This is a genomic window from Streptomyces sp. NPDC045998 (genome assembly GCF_056430285.1).
The window spans coordinates 1-23416 of the sequence record NZ_JBWKLJ010000008.1; the positions used below are offsets into that span (position 1 = coordinate 1).

Genomic DNA, 23416 nt, shown 5'->3' on the forward strand with positions numbered 1-23416 from the left:
TGCTGCTCGGCGTGGACGATCTCCAGCACGTCCTCAAGCGTCAGCGGCTCGAAGTACAGACGGTCGGAGGTGTCGTAGTCCGTCGAGACCGTCTCGGGGTTGCAGTTGACCATCACCGTCTCGTAGCCCGCCTCGCTCAGCGCGAAGGAGGCGTGGACACAGGAGTAGTCGAACTCGATGCCCTGACCGATACGGTTCGGACCCGACCCCAGGATGATCACCGCGGGCTTCTCACGCGGCGCGACCTCGCTCTCCTCGTCGTACGAGGAGTAGAAGTACGGCGTCTTCGCCGCGAACTCGGCGGCGCAGGTGTCGACCGTCTTGTAGACCGGGCGGACGCCGAGGGCCTGGCGGACCTCGCGGACGACGTCCTCCCGCAGGCCGCGGATCTCGGCGATCTGGACGTCGGAGAAGCCGTGGCGCTTGGCCTCGGCGAGGAGGTCGGCGTCCAGGCGGTCGGCGGCGGCCAGCTCGTCGGCGATCTCCTTGATCAGGAAGAGCTGGTCGACGAACCACGGGTCGATCTTCGTCGCGTCGAAGACCTCCTCCGGGGTCGCACCCGCGCGGATCGCCTGCATGACGGTGTTGATCCGGCCGTCCGTCGGGCGGACCGCCTCACGCAGCAGTTCGGCCTTGTCACCGACCGGGCCGGTGAAGGTGAACTGGCTGCCCTTCTTCTCCAGCGAGCGCAGCGCCTTCTGCAGCGCCTCGGTGAAGTTACGGCCGATGGCCATCGCCTCACCGACCGACTTCATCGTCGTGGTCAGCGTCGAGTCAGCGGAGGGGAACTTCTCGAAGGCGAAGCGCGGAGCCTTGACCACCACGTAGTCGAGCGTGGGCTCGAAGGACGCCGGGGTCTTCTCCGTGATGTCGTTCGGGATCTCGTCCAGCGTGTAGCCGACGGCGAGACGGGCCGCGATCTTCGCGATCGGGAAGCCGGTTGCCTTGGAGGCGAGCGCGGAGGAGCGCGAGACGCGCGGGTTCATCTCGATGACGATGACCCGGCCGTCGGCGGGGTTGACCGCGAACTGGATGTTGCAGCCGCCGGTGTCCACACCGACCTCGCGGATGATCGCGATACCGACATCCCGCAGGATCTGGTACTCGCGGTCGGTCAGCGTCATCGCCGGGGCGACGGTGATCGAGTCACCGGTGTGCACGCCCATCGGGTCGAAGTTCTCGATGGAGCAGACGACCACGACGTTGTCGTGCTTGTCGCGCATCAGCTCCAGCTCGTACTCCTTCCAGCCGAGGATCGACTCCTCCAGGAGCACCTCGGTGGTCGGCGAGAGGGTCAGGCCCTGGCCGGCGATGCGGCGCAGCTCCTCCTCGTTGTGCGCGAAGCCGGAGCCGGCGCCGCCCATGGTGAAGGAGGGACGGACGACGACGGGGTAGCCGCCGAGGACCTCGACGCCCTTGAGGACGTCGTCCATGGAGTGGCAGATCACCGAGCGGGCGGACTCACCGTGGCCGATCTTCCTACGGACCTCTTCCACCACCCCCTTGAACAGGTCGCGGTCCTCGCCCTTGTGGATGGCCTCCACGTTGGCGCCGATGAGCTCGACGCCGTACTTCTCCAGCACACCCTGCTCGTGCATGGAGATGGCGGTGTTGAGCGCGGTCTGGCCGCCGAGGGTGGGCAGGAGCGCGTCGGGGCGTTCCTTGGCGATGATCTTTTCGACGAACTCGGGGGTGATCGGCTCGACGTAGGTGGCGTCGGCGATCTCCGGGTCGGTCATGATCGTCGCGGGGTTGGAGTTGACCAGGATGACCCGCAGGCCCTCGGACTTCAGGACGCGGCACGCCTGGGTGCCGGAGTAGTCGAACTCGGCGGCCTGGCCGATGACGATCGGGCCGGAGCCGATGACCAGGACGGACTGGATATCGGTGCGCTTAGGCACGCTCGGCCTCCATCAGGGATACGAAGCGGTCGAAGAGGTACGCGGCGTCGTGCGGGCCGGCGGCCGCCTCGGGGTGGTACTGGACGCTGAAGGCCGGCTGGTCGAGCAGCTGCAGGCCCTCCACCACGTTGTCGTTCAGACACACGTGGGACACCTCGGCACGGCCGAAGGGGGTGTCGGACGGCTTGTCGAGCGGCGCGTCGACGGCGAAGCCGTGGTTGTGCGCGGTGACCTCGACCTTGCCCGTCGTACGGTCCTGCACCGGCTGGTTGATCCCCCGGTGGCCGTACTTCAGCTTGTACGTGCCGAAACCGAGCGCGCGGCCCAGGATCTGGTTGCCGAAGCAGATGCCGAACAGGGGCGTCTTCCGCTCCAGGACGGCCTGCATCAACGCCACCGGGTGGTCGGCGGTGGCCGGGTCGCCAGGACCGTTGGAGAAGAACACCCCATCAGGCTCGACCGCGTACACGTCCTCGGCGGTGGCGGTCGCGGGCAGCACATGCACCTCGATGCCACGCTCCGCCATCCGGTGCGGGGTCATGCCCTTGATGCCCAGGTCGATCGCGGCCACGGTGAACTTCTTCTCGCCGATCGCCGGGACGACATACGGCTCACTGGTGGCGACCTCCGCCGACAGGTTCGCGCCCTTCATCTGCGGCTGCGCCTGGACCTTGGCCAGCATCTCCGCATCCCCGCCGATGGCGTCACCGGAGAAGATCCCGACGCGCATCGCGCCGCGCTCACGCAGATGGCGGGTCAGCGCGCGGGTGTCGATGCCGCTGATGCCGACCACACCCTGGGCGGCCAGCTCCTCGTCCAGCGTGCGCGTGGCACGCCAGCTCGACGGGATGCGGGCGGGGTCGCGCACCACGTAGCCGGAGACCCAGATCTTCTTGGACTCGGGGTCCTCGTCGTTGACACCGGTGTTGCCGACGTGCGGCGCGGTCATGACGACGACCTGGCGGTGGTACGACGGGTCGGTCAAGGTCTCCTGGTAACCGGTCATGCCGGTGGAGAAGACGGCCTCGCCGAAAGTCTCCCCCACGGCCCCGTAGGCACGGCCGCGGAAGGCGCGGCCGTCCTCCAGGACGAGTACGGCGGGAGTCTTGGCAGCTCCCCTGGTGGAGGTGGTCATCGTGCGGTGCCTTCCGTCGTGGTGATCATGGAGTTCAGGGTGTCGACCCAGGTGATGTGCTCGGCCGCGCGGTCCGAGCGGAAGCCGGAGTCGATCAGCTTCTCGCCGTGCGCCCAGGTGACGATCAGCAGGCCGCCCTCGGCGAGGACCTTGCCCGCGATGCCCTTGTCGAGCCGGGCCTCGCGCAGCTGCTCCGCCGGGACGAAGAAGTCGCGCGCCCCGGGGCGTACGACCTCCAGGCCCGCGTCGGTGAGCGTCAGCTCGACGCGGCTCCGGGTGCCCAGGCCGTGGGCGACGATGCGGTCGAGCCACTGCCCCGCGGTGGTGGAGCCGTGGTAGCGGCCGCTGAGTGTGAGCAGGGGCGGCTTGCCGCCTCCGTTGAGGGTGGTGGTGGGAGACGGGTGGGTCAGTGTCGCGGTGCCGGGGGTATCCGGCATTCCCGGCAGGTCCGGGAGGTCCGACTGGAGGGCGCCGCGCCACTTCCAGCCCTGGCGCATCAGCCAGTAGACGAAGGCCACGAAGAGGAGCAGTCCGGCGACCCAGCCGAGCCGGGCGGCCCAGTCGGTCACTTCTGCGGATTTCTGCTCCGCGGCCAGTTCGAAGAGTGTCACGCCAGCTTCCCGTCCATGAGCGTCGCCCGGCCCCGCAGGAAGGTGTGGGTGACACGGCCCGGCAGCTCGCGGCCCTCGTAGGGCGTGTTGCGGCTGCGGGAGGCGAAGCCCGCGGGGTCCACGGCTCCACGGTATGCCGGATCGACCAGCGTGAGGTTGGCGGGCTCACCAGCCGAGACGGGGCGGCCGTGGCCGGTGGCGCGGCCGATCCGCGCGGGCGTGAAGGACATGCGGTCGGCGACGCCGGCCCAGTCGAGCAGCCCGGTCTCGACCATCGTGTGCTGGACGACGGAGAGCGCGGTCTCCAGGCCGACCATGCCCATGGCGGCCGCGGCCCACTCGCAGTCCTTGTCCTCGTGCGGGTGCGGAGCGTGGTCGGTGGCGACGATGTCGATCGTGCCGTCGGCGAGCGCCTCGCGCAGCGCCATCACGTCGCGCTCCGTGCGCAGCGGCGGGTTGACCTTGTAGACGGGGTTGTACGAGCGGACCAGCTCGTCCGTCAGGAGGAGGTGGTGCGGGGTGACCTCGGCGGTGACGTCGATGCCGCGGGACTTGGCCCAGCGGACGATCTCGACGGACCCGGCGGTCGACAGGTGGCAGATGTGCACGCGCGAGCCGACGTGCTCGGCGAGGAGCACGTCGCGGGCGATGATCGACTCCTCGGCGACGGCCGGCCAGCCGCCGAGACCGAGCTCCGCGGAGACGACGCCCTCGTTCATCTGGGCGCCCTCGGTGAGGCGCGGCTCCTGGGCGTGCTGGGCGACGACGCCGCCGAAGGCCTTCACGTACTCCAGGGCGCGGCGCATGATCACGGCGTCGTCCACGCACTTGCCGTCGTCGGAGAAGACGGTGACGCCGGCGGCGGACTCGTGCATGGCGCCCAGCTCGGCGAGCTTCTTGCCCTCCAGGCCGACGGTGACGGCGCCGATGGGCTGCACGTCGCAGTAGCCGTGCTCCTGGCCGAGCCGGTAGACCTGCTCGACGACACCGGCGGTGTCGGCGACCGGGAAGGTGTTGGCCATGGCGAACACGGACGTGTAGCCGCCGGAGGCGGCGGCGCGGGTGCCGGTGAGGACGGTCTCGGAGTCCTCGCGGCCCGGCTCGCGCAGGTGCGTGTGGAGGTCCACCAGGCCGGGCAGCAGGATCCGCCCCTCGGCCTCGACGACGGTCGCGCCCTCGGCGCTCAGCCCGCTGCCGACCTCCGCGATGGTCTCGCCGTTGATCAGGACGTCCTGGGCCTCGCCGCCCAGCACCTTCGCACCACGGATCAGGATCTTGCTCATGGGTCTTACTTCTCCTCGGTACGGGTGGACTGGGCGACGGCGGACTCGTTGCCGCCGAGCAGCAGGTAGAGGACGGCCATGCGGATGGAGACGCCGTTGGCGACCTGCTCGACGACCGTGCAGCGGTCGGAGTCGGCGACCTCGGCGGTGATCTCCATGCCGCGGACCATGGGCCCGGGGTGCATGACGATGGCGTGCTCCGGCATCTTCGCCATGCGGTCGCCGTCCAGGCCGTAGCGGCGGGAGTACTCGCGCTCGGTGGGGAAGAACGCGGCGTTCATGCGCTCGCGCTGGACGCGCAGCATCATCACGGCGTCGGACTTCGGCAGGGTGCTGTCGAGGTCGTACGACACCTCGCACGGCCAGGTCTCGACGCCCACGGGCACGAGCGTGGGCGGGGCGACGAGGGTGACCTCGGCGCCGAGCGTGTGCAGCAGGTCGACGTTGGAGCGGGCGACCCGGCTGTGCAGGACGTCGCCGACGATCGTGATGCGCTTGCCGGCCAGGTCCTTGCCCAGGCCCGCGTCCCGGCCGACCAGGCGGCGGCGCATGGTGAAGGCGTCGAGCAGCGCCTGCGTGGGGTGCTGGTGGGTGCCGTCGCCGGCGTTGATGACGGCCGCGTCGATCCAGCCGGAGGTGGCCAGGCGGTACGGGGCACCGGAGGCGCCGTGCCGGATGACGACGGCGTCGACGCCCATGGCCTCCAGGGTCTGCGCGGTGTCCTTGAGGGACTCGCCCTTGGAGACCGAGGAGCCCTTGGCGCTGAAGTTGATGACGTCGGCGGAGAGGCGCTTCTCGGCGGCCTCGAAGGAGATGCGGGTGCGGGTGGAGTCCTCGAAGAAGAGGTTGACCACGGTCCGGCCGCGCAGGGTGGGCAGCTTCTTGATCGGCCGGTCGGCGACCCGGGCCATCTCCTCGGCGGTGTCGAGGATGTGGACGGCGTCGTCGCGGGTGAGGTCGGCGGCCGAGATGAGGTGGCGCATCATCGGGGGTGTTTCTCCGGGTTCGTGGAGTTTCGTGGGCCGAGGCGAGCCCTGCTGCGGGGCCCTGGAGACGTGCGGGGGCGCAGGGAGGGCGCGCGCCGTACGAAGGGGGCGTACGGGACGCGCGTGCTACTGCTCGTCGGCGGCCGGGGCGGTCTCGCGGACGCCGAGCAGCACGGCGTCGCGGCCGTCCTCCTCGGCGAGCTGGACCTTGACCGTCTCCCGCAGCGACGTCGGGAGGTTCTTGCCGACGTAGTCGGCGCGGATGGGGAGCTCGCGGTGTCCGCGGTCGACGAGGACGGCGAGCTGGACGGCGCGGGGGCGGCCGAGGTCGCCGAGCGCGTCGAGGGCGGCGCGGATGGTGCGACCGGAGAAGAGCACGTCGTCGACGAGGACGACCAGGCGGCCGTCGATGCCGTCACCGGGGATCTCGGTGCGGGCGAGCGCACGCGCCGGGCGCATGCGCAGGTCGTCGCGGTACATGGTGATGTCGAGGGAGCCGACCGGCACCGTGCGTCCGGTGATCTGGTCGAGTTTGTCGGCGAGACGGCGGGCGAGGAACACGCCGCGCGTGGGAATGCCGAGGAGGACCACGTCGTCGGCGCCCTTGGCACGTTCGACGATCTCGTGGGCGATACGGGTCAGAACCCGGGCGATGTCGGGGCCCTCGAGGACGGGGCGCGCGGCATCGGACTGCTGAATGGCGTCCATACGAAACGGACCTCCTTCTCCGCCTCACGGGACGGACCTTAAAGGACGTCGGAATTGCGCCATCCACGGTACCAGCCCCCGGGGAGTGCCCCCGACCCCACCCCGTGAAGACGGTCGGTATGGACCATTCGGCTTGACGCAGCCAAGTAACGCTGCGTAACCTCACAGTGAGTTACCACTCTTCGTCCCGGGAGCTATATGTCCAGCGAATACGCAAAACAGCTCGGGGCCAAGCTCCGTGCCATCCGCACCCAGCAGGGCCTCTCCCTCCACGGGGTGGAGGAGAAGTCCCAGGGCCGCTGGAAGGCCGTCGTGGTCGGTTCGTACGAGCGCGGCGACCGCGCCGTGACCGTACAGCGCCTCGCCGAGCTGGCCGACTTCTATGGCGTCCCGGTGCAGGAGCTGCTGCCGGGCACCACGCCGGGCGGGGCCGCCGAGCCGCCGCCGAAGCTGGTCCTGGACCTGGAGCGCCTGGCGCACGTCCCCGCCGAGAAGGCGGGCCCGCTGCAGCGCTACGCCGCGACGATCCAGTCGCAGCGTGGTGACTACAACGGCAAGGTGCTCTCCATCCGCCAGGACGACCTGCGCACGCTCGCGGTGATCTACGACCAGTCGCCCTCGGTCCTCACCGAGCAGCTCATCAGCTGGGGCGTGCTGGACGCGGACGCGCGGCGGGCCGTCGCCCACGAAGAGGCCTGAGCCGGCCCTCTTCTCGTACGTACACGTCCGATACGTCCGTACGCATCCGTACGCGTCCGTACACAGCAGAAACGTTGCCGCCGGGGGCGGCGGGACCTTGCGGGGTTCCTGCCGCACCCGGCGGCTTTCGTATGCGCACGTGCCGCCCGCACGCCGGGGGGCGGGTACGCCGAAGGGCCCGCGGCGCTCGGCGGCGCTGCGGGCCCTTCGTACGGGCTGGGGCCAGGGATCAGGCGGCCCGGCGGAGGCTGGGCTTCAGGTCCTTGAAGCGGCCCAGGAGGCCGTTGACGAACGACGGGGAGTCATCGGTGGAGAACTCCTTGGCGAGCTGCACCGCCTCGTCGATCACCACGGCGTCCGGGGTGCCGTCCACCCACACCAGTTCGTACGTACCGAGGCGCAGGATGTTCCGGTCGACGACCGGCATGCGGTCGAGCGTCCAGCCCTCGGCGTAGGTGGAGATCAGCTCGTCGATCCGGGCGGCGTACGGCGCGTACCCCTCGACCAGCTCCATCGTGAACTCGCTGACCGGCGGCTGCCGGTCGTCCGACCGGGCGTGCCGGATCCAGTCCGCGAGGACCTCCTGCACGGACACGCCGCGCTGGTCGGCCTCGAAGAGGATCTGGAAGGCCCGCTTGCGGGCCTTGTTGCGGGCAGCCACGGTTAGCTGTTCACCCGGCCGAGGTAGTCGCTGGTGCGGGTGTCGACCTTGATCTTCTCACCGGTGGTGATGAAGAGCGGGACCTGGATCTGGTGGCCGGTCTCCAGGATGGCGGGCTTGGTGCCACCGGTGGAGCGGTCGCCCTGGACTCCCGGCTCCGTCTCCTTGATGGTGAGCTCGACGGCGGCGGGGAGCTCGACGTACAGCACCTCGCCCTCGTGGGTGGCGACGGTGGCCGTGAAGCCCTCGATCAGGAAGTTGGCGGCGTCGCCGACGGCCTTGCGGTCGACGTGCAGCTGGTCGTAGGTCTGCATGTCCATGAAGACGAAGTGCTCGCCGTCCATGTACGAGAACTGCATGTCGCGGCGGTCGACGGTGGCCGTCTCGACCTTCACACCGGCGTTGAAGGTCTTGTCGACGATCTTGCCGGAGAGCACGTTCTTGAGCTTGGTGCGCACGAAGGCCGGGCCCTTGCCGGGCTTGACGTGCTGGAACTCGACGACGGACCACAGCTGGTCGTTGTCGAGCTTGAGCACCATGCCGTTCTTGAGGTCGTTCGTGGTGGCCACGGTTGCGGAATCTCCTGGACTGACGCTGGTGGACGACCGAGGCGTGGTGCGGTGCGCGCCGCTTCAGGGTGCGATCCCTTACAGCGCGAGCAGCTCCTTGGTCGTGATGGTGAGTAGCTCGGGTCCGCCGTCCGCCTCCTGGCGCACGACGAGCGTGTCATCGATCCGGACCCCGCCCCGGCCCGGGAGGTGGACCCCCGGTTCGACGGTGACCGGCACACAAGCGTCCAGTTTACCCATGGCGGCGGGTGCCAGCTGCGGGTCCTCCTCGATTTCGAGCCCGACTCCGTGTCCGAGGAAGGGCGCGACGGCGTCGCCGTACCCCGCCGCGTCCAGGATCTGGCGGGCGGCCCGGTCCACGTCGCGGTACGCGGTACCGGGGGCGAGGGTCTCCCGGGCGGCCCGCTGAGCGGCGAAGACGAGGTCGTACAGCTCGATCTGCCAGTCCGCGGGCGAGGTGCCGATGACGAAGGTGCGGCCGATCTCGCAGCGGTAGCCGCGGTAGTTCGCGCCGAGGCAGACGGAGAGGAAATCGCCCTCCTCGACGCGCCGGTCCGAGGGGCGGTGGCCGCCGCGGCCCGCGTGGGGGCCGGTGGCGACGGAGGTCGGGAAGGCGGGACCGTCGGCGCCGTGGTCGACGAGGCGGCGCTCCAGTTCGAGGGCGAGATGGCGCTCGGTGCGCCCGACGAGGATCGACTCCAGGAGCTCGCCGAGGGCCTGGTCGGTGATCTCGGCGGCGATCCGGAGGCAGGTGATCTCGTCCTCGTCCTTGACGATACGTTCCTGCTCGATGGCGCGGCCGAGATCGACGAGGCGCAGACGGGGCGCGACGGAGCCCATGGCGCGGTAGCGGGTGACGCTGAGGTGGTGCTCCTCGACGGCGAGCGTCTCCGCGCCCGCCTTGCCCGCGAAGTCGCAGGCGGCGACGGCCGGGTCGCCGCCGGAGGCCTGGAGCACGATCTGGCGCAGTTCCTCGTCGATGCGCCCCTCGGCCGGGTCGCCGGTGGGCGGCCGAGGGCACACCAGCACGTCGTCGTCGGCGCCGACCAGCAGGACGGCGCCGGGGGGCGAGCCGCCCGCGAGGTAGCGGACGTTCGCGGGACGGGAGACCAGAGCCGCCGCTGTGCCGGCCGCCGCGCACCGGTCGCGCAGCCGCCCGCGGCGGGCCGCATACACCTGTGACATGTCACGAGCCTACGAGCGCGGGGCCGAGGCGGCAGTTCGAGCAGGTCCGGACGGGGTGCGGCGACCGGGCGGGACGGGCGTACGCGGGTGGCCGCGGGCGTACACGGGCATACACGGGCGGCTGCGGGGTTCAGTACGCCGGGGGGCTGGCTATCGAGCGGGCCAGGATGTCGTCCAGGACGCGGGCCGTGGTCTCGACGTCGTACGTGGAGTTGTCGATGATCGGCAGGCCGGAGCCGTACCACCCGGCCATGCGGCCGTGGATGCCCGCGACCTCCTCGTCCGAGAGGCGCCGGTTGCCGGTGCGCTCGGCGTTGCGCTCCAGGACGATCTCCAGGCCCGGCAGGAGGACGACGGGCAGCAGGCCGGGGCCGACGTGGCGCTTCCAGCCGCCGAGGCCGACGACGGGGCGGTCGGGGAAGACGGCGTCGTCGAGGATGCAGGAGATGCCGTTGGCGAGGAAGTTGCGCGCGGCGAAGCCGCAGGTGCGGCGGGCGAGGCGGTACTGGGCCTCGGACTGGTCGTTCCAGCCGTCCTGGGGGTCGGCGAAGCCCGCGCAGACCCATTCGCGTACGTCGTCGAGGCTGATGTGCGCCGTGGGGACCTGGCGGTTCCTGGCCCAGTGGCGGGCCACCGTCGTCTTGCCCGCACCGGCCGGGCCGATGAGGAGGACGGCGAGCGTGGCGTTGCCGGTGCCGTGGCCGGTGTGCGGCGGGGTGGGGACGGCCACCGGGCCACCGGGCGGCAGCTGGATGTGACCGGTGGCGTCACGCGGAGGCGCGGCCTGCGGCGGCGCGGCGGGCGAGGGCCCGGCGTGCGACGGCACGGCAGGGGGCGGTCCGGCATGGGGCGGTCCGGCAGGATGCGGTCCGGCCTGCGGTGGCCCGGCCTGCGGTGCGGGCGCGGTCCAGCCCGGGGCGGGCGGGGTGTGCGGGATGGGCGGTGGCCCCGGTGGGATGGGGGCCTGGGGGTGCTGGTGCTGGCTCATCCATGCGGCGGCTGCGTGCCCCGGCTGGTGGGGCGGCGGCAGCGGAGCCCCCACTGCGTGCTGCATCCGGTGCCACTCCATCTCGTCCGATCGGCGCTGGTGGGGCGGCCGTTGGGGCCTCCCGTTACCGAACCGTACCCTCCCCGGCCGCCACTATGGGAACGGCCGGGGAGCGCGTGGCCGTCAGGCCGTCAGTTCCTCGGCGAGCGCGCGCAGGGCGAGGCGGTAGGACCCGATCCCGAAGCCGGCGACGGTGCCGCTGGCCACGGCGGCCACCACGGAGGTGTGGCGGAACTCCTCGCGGGTGTACGGGTTGGAGATGTGCACCTCGATGAGCGGGGCGGTGCGCTGCGCGGCCGCGTCCCGCATGCCGTACGAGTAGTGCGTGAAGGCGCCGGGGTTGAGGACGACCGGGAGGGAGCCGTCGGCCGCCTCGTGGAGCCAGCGGATCATCTCGCCCTCGTCGTTCGTCTCGCGTACGTCCACGTCGAAGCCCAGCTCCTTGCCCAGGGTCTGGCAGGCGGAGACGAGTCCGGCGTAGGAGGTGGAGCCGTAGACGTCCGGTTCGCGCGAGCCGAGCCGGCCGAGGTTGGGGCCGTTGAGGACGAGCACCCGGCGGGCGGTCATGCGGAGACCTCCCCGTACGCGGCGACCAGGATGGCCGGATCCGGGCCTTCGAGGACCGTCGGCTTGGCGAGGCCGTCGAGCACGATGAAGCGCAGCAGGTCGCCGCGGGACTTCTTGTCGACCTTCATGGTCTCCAGCAGCTTGGGCCACTGGTCGCCCCGGTAGGTGAGGGGCAGGCCGACCGCTTCCAGGACCGTGCGGTGCCGGTCGGCGGTGGCGTCGTCCAGGCGGCCGGCGAGGCGGCCGAGCTCGGCGGCGAAGACCATGCCGACGGAGACGGCGGCGCCGTGGCGCCACTTGTAGCGCTCGTTCTTCTCGATGGCGTGCGCGAGGGTGTGGCCGTAGTTGAGGATCTCGCGCAGGCCCGACTCCTTGAGGTCGGACGAGACGACGTCGGCCTTGACGCGGATGGAGCGCTCGATGAGCTCCGCGGTGTGCGGGCCCTCGGGCGTGCGGGCGGCGGCCGGGTCGGCCTCGATCAGGTCGAGGATGACGGGGTCGGCGATGAAGCCGGCCTTGATGATCTCGGCCAGGCCGCTGACGTAGTCGTGGACCGGGAGCGAGTCGAGTGCGGCGAGGTCGCACAGCACACCCGCGGGCGGGTGGAAGGCGCCGACGAGGTTCTTGCCCTCGGCGGTGTTGATGCCGGTCTTGCCGCCGACGGCAGCGTCGACCATCGCGAGGACGGTGGTGGGGACGGCGATCCAGCGGACGCCGCGCAGCCAGGTCGCCGCGACGAACCCGGCGAGGTCGGTGGTGGCGCCGCCGCCCACGCCGACGATGACGTCGGTGCGGGTGAAGCCGGTCTGGCCGAGCGCCTTCCAGCAGTAGGCGGCGACCTCGGCGGTCTTGGCCTCCTCGGCGTTCGGCACCTGGATGGCGACCGCCTCGTACCCCTGCTCGGCGAGGTCGGCGCGCAGGGCCTCGCCGGTCTCGGCGAGCGCCTCGGGGTGGATGACGGCGACGCGCTTGGCCCTGGGGCCGATGAGGCCGGGGAGTTCGCCGAGCAGCTGCCGGCCCACCAGTACCTCGTACGGGTCGGTGCCGGCGGTGCCGGCGACCTGGATGCGGGTCACTGCGTGGTCAGTCACTTCTGAAGCTCCAGTGCGTCGAGGACCGCCTGGGCGACCTCGTCGGGGGTCTTGTCGTCCGTGGCCACGACGACCCGGGCGACCTCGGTGTACAGGTGCCGCCGGGCCTCCATCAGCTCGCGCCACTGGCGGCGCGGGTTGACGGCGAGCAGCGGGCGTGCGGTGTTGAGGCCGACGCGGCGGACCGCTTCCTCGACGTCCATCGAGAGGTAGACGACCGGGAGCCCGGAGAGGAGCCCGCGGGTTCCGGCGTCGAGGATGGCGCCGCCGCCGAGGGCGAGGACGCCCGTGTGCTCGGCGACGGCGGCCCGTACGGCCTCGCGCTCCAGCGCGCGGAAGTGCTCCTCGCCGTCCTCGATGAAGATGTCGGAGATCTCTCGGCCCTCGGCGGCGACGATGTCGGCGTCGGTGTCCCGGTAGGACGTGTCGAGCCGCTCGGCGAGCAGCGCGCCCACGGTGGACTTGCCGGAGCCCATCGGCCCGACCAGGACGATCAGGGGGCCGGTGCTCACCGGATCTGGAGGTTGTCGAGGTACGACCGCACGTTGCGGCGGGTCTCGGTCACGCTGTCGCCGCCGAACTTCTCCGCGACCGCGTCCGCGAGGACCAGCGCCACCATCGCCTCCGCGACGATCCCGGCCGCCGGGACGGCGCAGACGTCGGAGCGCTGGTGGTGGGCCTGCGCCGCCTCACCGGTGGCCACGTCGACCGTGGCCAGCGCGCGCGGCACGGTGGCGATCGGCTTCATCGCCGCCCGCACCCGCAGCAGCTCACCCGTGGTCAGGCCGCCCTCCGTACCGCCGGAGCGGCCCGAGGTGCGCTTGATGCCCTCCGGCGTCGAGACGATCTCGTCGTGGGCCTTCGAGCCGGGCACGCGGGCGAGGTCGAAGCCGTCGCCGACCTCGACACCCTTGATGGCCTGGATACCCATGAGCGCGGCGGCGAGACGGGCGTCGAGGCGGCGGTCCCAGTGGACGTGCGAGCCGAGGCCGACCGGCACGCCGTACGCGAGGACCTCGACGACGCCGCCGAGGGTGTCGCCGTCCTTGTGGGCCTGGTCGATCTCCGCGACCATCGCCTTCGACGCGTCCGCGTCCAGGCAGCGCACCGGGTCCGCGTCCAGCTTCTCGACGTCGGCCGGGGTCGGGTACACCCCGTACGGCGCCTTCGCGGCGGCCAGCTCGACCACGTGGCTGACGATCTCGATGCCGGCCGTCTCCTTGAGGTAGGAGCGGGCCACGGCACCGAGGGCGACGCGGGCGGCGGTCTCCCGGGCGGAGGCGCGCTCCAGCACCGGGCGGGCCTCGTCGAAGCCGTACTTCTGCATGCCGGCCAGGTCCGCGTGGCCGGGGCGGGGGCGGGTCAGCGGCGCGTTACGCGCCAGCTCGGCGAGCTCGGCCGGGTCGACCGGGTCGGCCGCCATGACCTTCTCCCACTTCGGCCACTCGGTGTTGCCCACCATGACCGCCACCGGGGAACCCATGGTCAGACCGTGCCGCACACCGCCGAGGAAGGTCACCTCGTCCTGCTCGAACTTCATCCGCGCGCCGCGCCCATAGCCGAGGCGCCGCCGGGCCAGGTGGTCCGCCACCATCTCCGTGGTGATCGGGACACCGGCGGGAAGACCCTCCAGCGTCGCCACCAGTGCGGGGCCGTGCGACTCCCCCGCGGTCAGCCAGCGCAACCTGCTCAACGGTGCTCCTCATGCTCGCGCCTCGACTGCGACGGCGCGACCGGGTGCGCGGCCCTGGCCCGCCTTACCCCGATCCTCCCATGTCCCGGGCCTGGACCGGTCGACCGGTCCAGCAGGCGGACGCCGCTTTGGGCAAGATCAGGTCCGGAACCTGCGCCGGACCTTCACCACCAGGGCCGCCAGCACGCAGGCCACGACGAGCCCGAAGAAGGTCCAGGTGACCCAGTCCGGCAGCAGGGCGAGGATGCCCCGGGTGATCGCGGCGCCGTTCGACGCGGCCCACGGCTGCGCGTGGTCCATGTGGTCCATCAGCTCGCGCCGAGGGCCCGCTCCCCCGCGGCCCTCATGGCCGCAAGGGGGGCCGGGGTCAGGCCGGTCATCTGCTCGACCTGGAGCACGGCCTGGTGGACGAGCAGGTCCAGACCGCCCACGACGGCGCCGCCGCGCGCCGACCAGGCGGCCGCCAGGGCCGTCGGCCACGGGTCGTACAGCACGTCGAAGAGGGTGCCCGGCCGGTCGGGCACCGCGGCGGCGAGCGCGTCGGTCGTCCCGGCGGGCGTGGTGGCGATGACGAGCGGCGCCCGGAAGGCGTCGGCGGCGTCGCTCCAGGGGGCGGTACGGACCTGGACGCCGAGCCGCTCGCCCCAGACGCGCATCTCGGCGGCGCGGGCCTCGCTGCGTACGTACGCGGTGACGGGCCCGGCGCAGATGCGGGACAGCGCGGCGAGCGCGGAGGAGGCGGTGGCGCCCGCGCCGAGGATCGCGGCGGAGTCGACCCGCTCCACACCGCGCTCCCGCAGGGCGGCGACCATGCCCGGGATGTCGGTGTTGCCGCCGACGCGGCGGCCGTCGTCGGTGAGGACCACGGTGTTGACGGCCTCCACCGACGCCGCGGTCTCGGTGATCTCGTCGAGGAGCGGTATGACGGCCCGCTTGAGCGGCATGGTCAGCGACAGCCCCGCCCAGGTCTCGTCCATCCTCTCGAAGAACCCGGGGAGCGCGGTCTCGTCCACGTCGTACCGGTCGTACGTCCAGTGGGTGAGGCCGAGCTCCGCGTAGGCGGCCCGGTGGAGGACCGGGGAGAGGGAGTGGGCGATGGGCGATCCGAGGACGGCGGCCCTGCGCGGGTCAGTCCCTGCCCTTGCTGTCATTGAATTTATCCTTCAGTTTCAGGAATTCGTCGTGCGTCTTGGCGAATTCCGTCTTGTTCATGCCGTCCGTGGCGACGAAGTACATCCAGCCTTCCTTCGTCGGGTCCATGGCGGCTTCCAGCGCCTCGATGCCGGGATTGCTGATCGGCCCGGGGGTGAGGCCCTTCTGGGTGTACGTGTTGTACGGGTCCTGGTTGCTGTTGATCTCGGATTCGCTGATGTCGATGTTGCTCTCGCCCTGGAGGTAGTTGAAGGCGGAGTCGAACTGCAGCAGCTGGTTGGTCTCGGTGTTGGTGGGCTTGAGGCGGTTGTACACGACCTCGCTCATCCTGCGGAAGTCGTCGTCCGTCTTGCCCTCGACCTGGACCAGGCTGGCGACCGTGAGCAGTTCCCAAGGACTCTTCAGACCAAGGGTCTTGGCCTTGCCCTCCAGGTCGGCCTTGATGTACTCGGCCTTGGCGCGAGCGACCATCTTCTTGAGGACGTCCTCCGGCTTGGCGCCCTTGGCGACCGGATAGCTGGCCGGGAAGAGGAACCCTTCCAGCGGGTCCTTGACGTTGCGGTGGCCGGTCGCCCAGGCCGGGAGGCCGAGGTTCTTCGCCTCCGCGGCCGCCACCGCTTCGGTGGTTCCGGCCTTCAGCTGGAGCTTTTTGTCGATCTGCTCGTAGACCCAGGCGTTGCGTCTGCCCTCGGGGATGATGAGGGTGCTCTGGCTCAGCGGATTCAGCATCAGTTCGACGGCGCTCGTCGCCGACATGCCCTTCTTGAGGGTGTAGACGCCCGCCTGGATGTTCTTGCCCTTGGGGTGCTTGCTCTGCGCGGAGACGAAAGCGCCCTGGCTCTTCACGACGCCGTTCTTGACGAGGATGCTGCCGATCTCGTACCCGCCGGCGCCCTGCGGGATGGTCACCTGGACGGTCTCGCTGGTGCCCGTGCCCTCGAAGTCGGGGGCCGCGCCGAACTGGCTCTGCCAGAACTGGTAGCCGAAGTACGCGACACCGCCCGCGCCGCCCACCAGCACGAGGGCGACGACGAGGCAGGCCACGCCGTTGCGGCTCTTGCGCTTCTTCGCCTTCGGGGAGTCCTTGGCACCCTTGGCGTTCCTCGACCGGCCGCGGCGCTCGCTCCGGGTGGACGCGGGGTCGTCGGCCTCGGGGTCATCGCGGTCGGCGTCGTCGCCGTCGCCGTTCGAGAAGAACGGGTGGTTCTCCTCCTCGGGCTCGGGCTGCCGCTCCTCCTCGTACGAGGGCTCCGGGTCGGCCGGCCGCCGCTGGCCCGGGGGCTGCGGCGGCGGGTAGGCCTCGGGGGTGCGGTAGGGGTCCGGGTCGCCACCGCCGTACGGGGCGGCCGGGGCAGGCGGGGCGCCGTACGGCATCGCCGCCTGCTGGCCCGTCTCCCAACCCCCGTCGTACTGCTGGCCGTTGAAATGCTGGCCGCCGTACGGCTGCCCGGTGTACGGCTGACCGTCGTACTGGCGGCCGTCGTACTGCTGGGCACCGTACGCGGCGTGCTCCTGGTACTGGTACTGCTGGGTGCCGTACGGCTGCGCGTGCGGCTCCGGATGCGCCTGCGGCTGCTGGTGCGGCTGGGGGTGTGGCGCGCCGTCGGTCGGATGACCTCTCCACCCCTGGTCCCCGTACAGCGGGTCCTCGGGGTGCCACGGTTCGGAGCCGGGGCCCCGTCCATATCCAGTCATCGATCCCCAAACGGCCGCGAGGCTTCCGGACATCCGCCTCTACGTAGTACAGCGCTTGTTCGAACGCGCCGTATCGCGCGGAACGTTACCGTATCGCGATCAGATGACCACTTCGACGCTCTCACCGGGCGGATTACCGGATACCCGTTCGGACTCAAGAGCGTTCTGGAGGATGATCACAGCGGCTGCCTGGTCGATCACGGACCGGCCCTTTTTGGACTTCACGCCCGATGCGCGGAGTCCCTGAGTGGCCGTCACCGTGGTCATCCTCTCGTCCACCAGCCGCACCGGCACGGGCGCGACCGAGCGGGCGAGCACCTGGGCGAAGGCCCGGACCTTGGCCGCCGCCGGGCCCTCGCCCCCGCTGAGGGAGCGAGGGAGCCCGACGACGATCTCGATCGGTTCGTACTCCTCGGCGATCTGCCGCAGCCGCCGGTGCGCGGCCGGGACGTCCCGTCCCGGCACGGTCTCCACCGGCGTCGCGAGGACCCCGTCGGGGTCGCACGAGGCGACCCCGATCCGGGCGTCCCCGACGTCTATCGCGAGGCGACGGCCGCGTCGCATCAGGCCGTTTCCGCGACGAGCCGCTCGACGGCCTCGACGGCCTCGCCGATCGCCTCGACGTTCTGGCCACCGCCCTGGGCGACGTCCGGCTTGCCGCCACCGCCGCCGCCGAGGGTCTTGGCGGCCGTACGGACCAGCTCGCCGGCCTTCAGACCGCGCTCGCGGGCGGCCTCGTTGGTGGCGATGACCGTCAGCGGGCGGCCGTTGGCGGTGGTGAACAGGGCGACCACGGCCGGGCGGTCACCCGGGATGCGGCCGCGCACGTCGAGGACCAGCTTGCGCAGGTCGTCGGCGGACGTGCCGTCCGGCACCTGGCCGGTCACCACGGCCACGCCGCGGACGTCCTTGGCGCCCTGGGCGAGCCCGGCGGCGGCCTGGAGGACCTTCTCCGCGCGGAACTTCTCGATCTCCTTCTCGGCGTCCTTCAGCTTGCCGAGCATGGCGGAGATCTTGTCCGGCAGCTCCTCGGGGCGGCCCTTGACCAGCTCCTGGAGCTGGGCGACGACCGTGTGCTCCTTGGCGAGGAAGTGGTACGCGTCGACGCCGACGAGGGCCTCGATGCGGCGCACGCCCGAGCCGATCGACGACTCGCCCAGCAGCTTCACCAGACCCAGCTGGGCGGTGTTGTGGACGTGCGTACCGCCGCACAGCTCCTTGGAGAAGTCGCCGATGGTGACGACGCGGACCTTCTCGCCGTACTTCTCGCCGAACTCGGCGATGGCGCCCTGGCGCTTGGCCTCGTCGATCGGCATGACCTCGGCGTGCACGTCGAGCTCGCGGGCGAGGACCTCGTTGATCTTCTGCTCGACGTCGGTCATGACGGCCTGCGGCACGGCGGACGGCGAACCGAAGTCGAACCGGAACCGGCCGGGCTGGTTCTCCGAACCGGCCTGGGCGGCCGTCGGGCCGAGGGCGTCGCGCAGCGCCTGGTGGGTGAGGTGGGTGGCGCTGTGGGCGCGGGCGATGGCCCGGCGGCGCTTGACGTCGATCGTGGCGTACGCCGTGGAACCCACGGTCACCTCGCCGACCTGCACCGATCCCTTGTGGACGGAGACGCCCGGGACCGGCTGCTGGACGTCGCGCACCTCGATGACGGCACCGCTGTGCAGCCTGATGCGGCCGGTGTCGGCGATCTGGCCGCCGCCCTCGGCGTAGAACGGGGTGCGGTCGAGGACGACCTCGACCTCGTCGCCCTCGGTGGCGGCGGGCGAGGACACACCGTTGACGAGCAGGCCGACGACGGTCGTCTCGCCCTCGGTGTTGGTGTAGCCCACGAACTCGGTGGCGCCGGCGGTGTCGGCGATCGCACGGTAGGCGGAGACGTCGGCGTGGCCGGTCTTCTTGGCCTGGGCGTCGGCCTTGGCGCGCTCCCGCTGCTCCTTCATCAGGCGGCGGAAGCCCTCCTCGTCCACGGAGAGGCCCTGCTCGGCGGCCATCTCCAGGGTGAGGTCGATCGGGAAGCCCCAGGTGTCGTGGAGCAGGAACGCCTTGTCGCCGGAGAGGACCGTGCCACCGGCGGCCTTGGTCTCGGTCACGGCCGTGTCGAGGATGTTGGTGCCGCCCCTCAGGGCCTTGAGGAACGCGGCCTCCTCGGCGAGCGCGACGGTCTCGATGCGCTTGCGGTCGGTCTCCAGCTCCGGGTACTGCTCGCCCATCGTGCGGATGACGGTGTCCACGAGCTCGCCGACGACCGGGCCCGAGGCGCCGAGCAGCCGCATGTTGCGGACGGCGCGGCGCATGATGCGGCGCAGCACATAGCCGCGGCCCTCGTTGCCGGGGGTGACGCCGTCGCCGATGAGCATCACGGAGGTGCGCATGTGGTCGGCGACCACACGGAGGGAGACGTCGCTCTCCTGGGCCTGGCCGTAGCGCACACCGGTCAGCTCGGTGGCCTTGTCGATGACGACCTTCAGGGTGTCGGTCTCGTACATGTTCTGTACGCCCTGGAGGATCATCGCCAGGCGCTCCATGCCGAGGCCCGTGTCGATGTTCTTCGACGGGAGGTCGCCGAGGATGGGGTAGTCCTTGCCCCGGCCCTCGCCGCGCTCGTACTGCATGAAGACGAGGTTCCAGATCTCGACGTACCGCTCGTCGTTGACGGCCGGGCCGCCCTCGACGCCGAACTCGGGGCCGCGGTCGTAGTTGATCTCGGAGCAGGGGCCGCAGGGGCCCGGGACGCCCATGTCCCAGAAGTTGTCCTTCTTGCCCAGACGCTGGATGCGCTCGGCGGGAACCCCGATGACGTCGCGCCAGATCTGCTCGGCCTCGTCGTCGTCCTGGTAGACGGTGATCCAGAGCTTCTCGGGCTCCAGGCCGTAACCGCCGTGCTCGACGGAGCTGGTCAGCAGCTCCCAGGCGAGCTTGATGGCGCCTTCCTTGAAGTAGTCGCCGAAGGAGAAGTTGCCGCACATCTGGAAGAACGTGCCGTGCCGGGTGGTCTTGCCGACCTCCTCGATGTCCGGCGTCCGCACGCACTTCTGGACGCTGGCGGCGCGCGAGAACGGCGGCTTGACCTCACCCAGGAAGTACGGCTTGAACGGGACCATGCCCGCGGGGACGAGGAGCAGAGTCGGGTCGTCCGCGATGAGCGACGCCGAAGGGACGACGGTGTGCCCGCGCTCCTCGAAGAAGCTCAGCCAGCGACGGCGGATTTCAGCCGACTCCATCAGTGGTCCTCATTCCGGTTGTACGAGTGGTGGTGGGGATACGGGTGGTGCGGGTCGCGCCGGTCCGGGTCCGGGCGCCGCGCGCCGGGGTCCAGCGCCGCCGCCCGGCGCGGGGCCGGGAGGGCGTGGTCGTCGACCGGCGCCTGGAGGCCCAGCGCCTCGCCCAGCTCGGCCTCGCGCTGGAGCATGCCCGCGCGGACGTCGAGCGCGAAGTCCTTGAGCCGGTGGCCGGTCTCGATCGCCTTGTCGGCGGCCTGCGCGGCGAGGCTCTCGGGGGTCAGCTGCTTGAGCTTGCGGTTGACCTTGGTGGTGGCCCACACGCCGGCTGCTGCGCCCGCGGTGAACCAGAAAGCACGGCGGAACATCCCTGCGTCAGCCCTTTCGCTTCTTCCTGCTGCTCCGGGCCGACGGCACCGTACGGCCGACGACGACCGTGCGCCGGGGCTGCTCGGCCGGCTTGTCGTTCTTGTTCCGGCTCATGGCCCGGCGTACGCCGTAGCCGAACGCCGCGACCTTGACCAGCGGTCCGCCGAACGTCGAGGCGACCGTCGTGGAGAGTGCGGACGCGTTGGAGGTGACCTCCTGGACGTCCGTCGCGATGGCGTCGACCCGGTCGAGCTGGGTCTGCGCGGCGCGCACGGTCGCGGAGGCGTCGGCCAGTAGCGGGACCGCCTGCTCCGTCACCTCTGCCACGAGCCGGGTGGTCGCCTTCAGCGTCTGGGCCAGCCTCACCAGCACCACGGCCAGGAAGGAGACCAGGATCGCCCAGAAGACGGCCACCAGAATCCCGGCAACCTCTCCACCGGTCACTGCGCACCGCTCTCTCAATGGATGCTTCGAAAGTCGTTATCCGAGCCTATCGCGCCCGCCCGCGCTCCCCGAACCGCATTACCCGTGGTCTGGGCGGCAGAGGGGAACAGGCCCCTCCGGAGCCATTACGTCCGATTGTACGGAGTGCACCTGGCTCGGTACCCTCCGTGTTTCATGCGACGCAGCAACCTTCCGGCAGAGCTGAACCGGTTCGTCGGGCGTGAGGGCGAACTCGACGAGCTGCGACGGCTCCTGGCGGAGTTCCGGCTCGTGACGGTGGTGGGCGTCGGCGGGGTGGGAAAGTCCCGGCTGGCCCTGCGCGTCGCGGCGGCCGTGGCCGGGGAACCCGCCGACGGCGTTGCCGACGGGCGCGGCGACGCGCTCGGCGACGGGCGTGGCGGCGGAGTCGGCGGTGGCGTGGCGAAACGCTCCTGCGACGAGGTCCGGCTGGCCGGGCTCGCCACCCTGCGGGACGCGGGGCTGCTGGAACACGCGTTGATGGAGGCGCTCGGCCTGACCGACCACACCCGCCGGCCGCCGCGCGAGGTGCTGGTGGAGCACCTCGCCGAGCGGCGGCTGCTGCTCGTCCTGGACGGCTTCGAGCACCTCGTGGAGGGGTGCGCCGCGCTCGTACGGGAACTGCTGTGCCGGGCGCCGGGGTTGACCGTGCTGGCCGCCGGGCGCAGGCCGCTGCGGATCGACGGCGAGGCGGTGCTGCCGCTGGCGCCGATGTCCGACGCCGACGCGGTGCGGCTGTTCCTCGACCGGGCCGCGGCGGCCGTGCCCGGCTTCCGGGCCGCCGACCCCGGCGCCGTACGGGAGCTGTGCCGCCGCCTGGACGGGATCCCGCTGGCGCTGGAGCTGGCGGCGGGGCGGCTGCCGGCGCTCGGCCTGGAGGGGCTGCTGCACCGGTTGGACGACCGGTTCCGGTTGCTGACGTGCGGGGCCAGGGGCGAGCTCGCGCGCCATCGCACGCTGCGGACCGCCATCGGCTGGAGCCATGAGCTGTGCACGCCCGAGGAGCGGCTGCTGTGGGCGCGGCTGTCGGTCTTCGCCGGGCCGTTCGACCTGGACGCCGTCGAGTACGTGTGCGCCGGCCCGCAGCTGCCCGCCGAGCGGGTGCTGGACGTGCTCGGGGAACTGCTCGCCCAGTCCGTGGTGGTGCGCGAGGACACGGCGGCGGGCGTGCGGTACCGGATGCTCGACACGGTCCGGGCGTACGGCGCCGAGTGGCTGGCCGCGCTCGGCGACGAGGAGCGGCTGCGGCGGCGGCACCGCGACTGGTACCTGGGCCTGGCCGCCTGGTGCGAGCTGGACTGGTTCGGCCCGCGCCAGGCCGAGGTCGCGGCCTGCACCGACAGCGCCCTGCCCGATCTGCGCGCCGCGCTGGAGCTGTGCCTGGAGGAGCCGGGCGAAGCACACCTGGCGCAGCACCTCGCCGGGACGCTGTGGTTCTACTGGGTGGGCTGCGGGCGGCTCGCGGAGGGCCGGCACTGGCTGGACCGGGCCGTGGCGCTGGAGTCCCGCCACGGCGAGGCGCGGCTGAAGGCGCTGTGGGTGCTGGGGTACGTCGCGATCCTCCAGGGCGACAACACGGCGGCGATGGCGGCGCTGTACACCTGCGAGGAGGACGCGGCGCGTTCGGGCAGCGCGCTGGCGGCCGCGTACGCCACCCACCGGATGGGCTGTCTGGCGCTGGTCTCGGACGACATGCCGCACGCCGAGGAGCTGCTGGGGCGGGCGCAGGACGCCTACCGGGCGCTGGGCGAGCTCAACAGCCAGGTGCTGATGGGCCAGGTGGAACTGGCCATGGCGAAGGTGTTCCTGGGCGACCTGGACGGTGCGGTGGCGCTGTGCCGGGAGGTCCGTGAGGTCTGCGAGGAACGCGGCGAGCGGTGGACCCGGGCGTACGCGCTGTACGTCCTGGCCTACGCGGCCTGGACGCGCGGCGAGCACGGCGAGGCGCGGGGCCTGCTCGGCGAGTGCATCGCCATCGACCACGCGTTCCACGACCTGGTCGGCCTGGTGCTGGCGGTGGAGCTGCTCGCCCTGGTGACGGCGAGCGAGGGCGACCCGGCGGAGGCCGCGGTGCTCCAGGGCGCGGCCGCGCCGATGTGGGAGGCGGTCGGTCTGCCCCTGTTCGGCTCCGGCTACTTCGGCGCGCCCCGCGCCCTGTGCGAACAGCGGGCGACCGAGCTGCTGGGCGCGGAGCGGTACCGCGGGTACGAGGCGGAGGGGCGGGCCCTGCCCCTGGAGGCGGCGGTGGCGCGGGCGCTGGCGGGCGGACCGGAGGCGCGGGCGCGTTCGACGCCACCGGCCTGAGGGCGGCGGGGCCGCGGAACGCGCCGGCCTGAGGGCGGCGGGGCCGCGGAACGCGGCCCGGAAACGCGGA

At 71.6% G+C, this 23416-nt stretch carries 23 protein-coding genes; 2 read left to right on the plus strand and 21 right to left on the minus strand.

The window, feature by feature from the left end; genetic code table 11:
- The 6 genes from carB to pyrR form a co-directional block, all read right to left on the minus strand.
- On the minus strand, positions 1–1901 hold a 1901-nt coding region (gene carB, locus AC07FJ_RS23210; protein ID WP_479051257.1), incomplete at its 3' end, for a carbamoyl-phosphate synthase large subunit.
- On the minus strand, positions 1894–3036 hold the full coding sequence (gene carA, locus AC07FJ_RS23215; RefSeq protein WP_479051258.1) for a glutamine-hydrolyzing carbamoyl-phosphate synthase small subunit: 1143 nt from the start codon (positions 3034–3036) through the stop codon (positions 1894–1896). The genes carB and carA, both read right to left, overlap by 8 nt.
- On the minus strand, positions 3033–3647 hold the full coding sequence (locus AC07FJ_RS23220) for a PH-like domain-containing protein (RefSeq protein WP_479051259.1): 615 nt from the start codon (positions 3645–3647) through the stop codon (positions 3033–3035). Before AC07FJ_RS23220 ends, carA begins: the two co-directional genes overlap by 4 nt.
- Entirely contained in the window at positions 3644–4930 is a 1287-nt protein-coding gene (locus tag AC07FJ_RS23225; protein WP_479051260.1) for a dihydroorotase, read from the minus strand. The genes AC07FJ_RS23220 and AC07FJ_RS23225 overlap by 4 nt, the downstream gene beginning before the upstream one ends.
- A gap of 5 nt (positions 4931–4935) precedes the next feature.
- A complete protein-coding gene (locus AC07FJ_RS23230) occupies positions 4936–5916 on the minus strand; it encodes an aspartate carbamoyltransferase catalytic subunit (protein ID WP_361428795.1) in 981 nt (326 codons plus the stop codon).
- Positions 5917–6042: 126 nt separating this feature from the next.
- The gene (pyrR, locus tag AC07FJ_RS23235) at positions 6043–6624 is read right to left on the minus strand and encodes a bifunctional pyr operon transcriptional regulator/uracil phosphoribosyltransferase PyrR (RefSeq protein ID WP_361428797.1); all 582 of its coding nucleotides are present in this window, start codon (positions 6622–6624) and stop codon (positions 6043–6045) included.
- 198 nt (positions 6625–6822) lie between these two features.
- Between pyrR and bldD the strand changes: the two genes are divergently transcribed.
- Positions 6823–7323 carry a transcriptional regulator BldD gene (bldD, locus tag AC07FJ_RS23240; protein WP_064068023.1) on the plus strand — a complete coding sequence of 167 codons (501 nt, stop codon included), beginning with the start codon at positions 6823–6825 and terminating at the stop codon, positions 7321–7323.
- Positions 7324–7552: 229 nt separating this feature from the next.
- Here bldD and nusB read toward each other — a convergent pair whose 3' ends face one another.
- The 15 genes from nusB to AC07FJ_RS23315 form a co-directional block, all read right to left on the minus strand.
- Positions 7553–7984, minus strand: coding sequence for a transcription antitermination factor NusB (nusB, locus tag AC07FJ_RS23245; RefSeq protein WP_361428799.1), 432 nt, complete (start codon positions 7982–7984; stop codon positions 7553–7555).
- 2 nt (positions 7985–7986) lie between these two features.
- Positions 7987–8553: an elongation factor P gene (gene efp, locus AC07FJ_RS23250; RefSeq protein ID WP_361428801.1), complete on the minus strand. Its 567-nt coding sequence runs from the start codon at positions 8551–8553 to the stop codon at positions 7987–7989.
- Between the two features lie 78 nt (positions 8554–8631).
- Entirely contained in the window at positions 8632–9738 is a 1107-nt protein-coding gene (locus AC07FJ_RS23255) for an aminopeptidase P family protein (RefSeq protein WP_479051261.1), read from the minus strand.
- 130 nt (positions 9739–9868) lie between these two features.
- Positions 9869–10792 (minus strand): Pro-rich N-terminal domain-containing protein, encoded by a 924-nt coding sequence (locus AC07FJ_RS23260; RefSeq protein ID WP_479051262.1) that lies wholly within the window; start codon positions 10790–10792, stop codon positions 9869–9871.
- 117 nt (positions 10793–10909) lie between these two features.
- Complete coding sequence (gene aroQ / locus AC07FJ_RS23265) at positions 10910–11353, minus strand: type II 3-dehydroquinate dehydratase (RefSeq protein WP_361428808.1); 444 nt, start codon at positions 11351–11353, stop codon at positions 10910–10912.
- The gene (gene aroB / locus AC07FJ_RS23270; RefSeq protein ID WP_361428810.1) at positions 11350–12444 is read right to left on the minus strand and encodes a 3-dehydroquinate synthase; all 1095 of its coding nucleotides are present in this window, start codon (positions 12442–12444) and stop codon (positions 11350–11352) included. Before aroB ends, aroQ begins: the two co-directional genes overlap by 4 nt.
- Positions 12441–12956 carry a shikimate kinase gene (locus AC07FJ_RS23275; protein ID WP_479051263.1) on the minus strand — a complete coding sequence of 172 codons (516 nt, stop codon included), beginning with the start codon at positions 12954–12956 and terminating at the stop codon, positions 12441–12443. The genes aroB and AC07FJ_RS23275 overlap by 4 nt, the downstream gene beginning before the upstream one ends.
- Positions 12953–14137 carry a chorismate synthase gene (gene aroC, locus AC07FJ_RS23280; protein WP_479051264.1) on the minus strand — a complete coding sequence of 395 codons (1185 nt, stop codon included), beginning with the start codon at positions 14135–14137 and terminating at the stop codon, positions 12953–12955. Before aroC ends, AC07FJ_RS23275 begins: the two co-directional genes overlap by 4 nt.
- Positions 14138–14275: 138 nt before the next feature.
- Entirely contained in the window at positions 14276–14437 is a 162-nt protein-coding gene (locus tag AC07FJ_RS23285) for a hypothetical protein (RefSeq protein WP_479051265.1), read from the minus strand.
- Between the two features lie 8 nt (positions 14438–14445).
- Positions 14446–15288: a shikimate dehydrogenase gene (locus AC07FJ_RS23290; protein ID WP_479051266.1), complete on the minus strand. Its 843-nt coding sequence runs from the start codon at positions 15286–15288 to the stop codon at positions 14446–14448.
- Positions 15266–16984: an endolytic transglycosylase MltG gene (gene mltG / locus AC07FJ_RS23295; RefSeq protein WP_479051267.1), complete on the minus strand. Its 1719-nt coding sequence runs from the start codon at positions 16982–16984 to the stop codon at positions 15266–15268. Before mltG ends, AC07FJ_RS23290 begins: the two co-directional genes overlap by 23 nt.
- A gap of 99 nt (positions 16985–17083) precedes the next feature.
- Complete coding sequence (gene ruvX / locus AC07FJ_RS23300; protein WP_361428821.1) at positions 17084–17548, minus strand: Holliday junction resolvase RuvX; 465 nt, start codon at positions 17546–17548, stop codon at positions 17084–17086.
- The gene (alaS, locus tag AC07FJ_RS23305; RefSeq protein WP_479051268.1) at positions 17548–20214 is read right to left on the minus strand and encodes an alanine--tRNA ligase; all 2667 of its coding nucleotides are present in this window, start codon (positions 20212–20214) and stop codon (positions 17548–17550) included. Before alaS ends, ruvX begins: the two co-directional genes overlap by 1 nt.
- Positions 20214–20579, minus strand: coding sequence for a DUF6167 family protein (locus AC07FJ_RS23310; RefSeq protein ID WP_479051269.1), 366 nt, complete (start codon positions 20577–20579; stop codon positions 20214–20216). Before AC07FJ_RS23310 ends, alaS begins: the two co-directional genes overlap by 1 nt.
- A 7-nt stretch (positions 20580–20586) precedes the next feature.
- The gene (locus tag AC07FJ_RS23315) at positions 20587–21024 is read right to left on the minus strand and encodes a DUF948 domain-containing protein (RefSeq protein WP_479051270.1); all 438 of its coding nucleotides are present in this window, start codon (positions 21022–21024) and stop codon (positions 20587–20589) included.
- A gap of 174 nt (positions 21025–21198) precedes the next feature.
- Between AC07FJ_RS23315 and AC07FJ_RS23320 the strand changes: the two genes are divergently transcribed.
- Positions 21199–23346: an ATP-binding protein gene (locus tag AC07FJ_RS23320; RefSeq protein WP_479051271.1), complete on the plus strand. Its 2148-nt coding sequence runs from the start codon at positions 21199–21201 to the stop codon at positions 23344–23346.
- Positions 23347–23416: the final 70 nt, after the last annotated feature.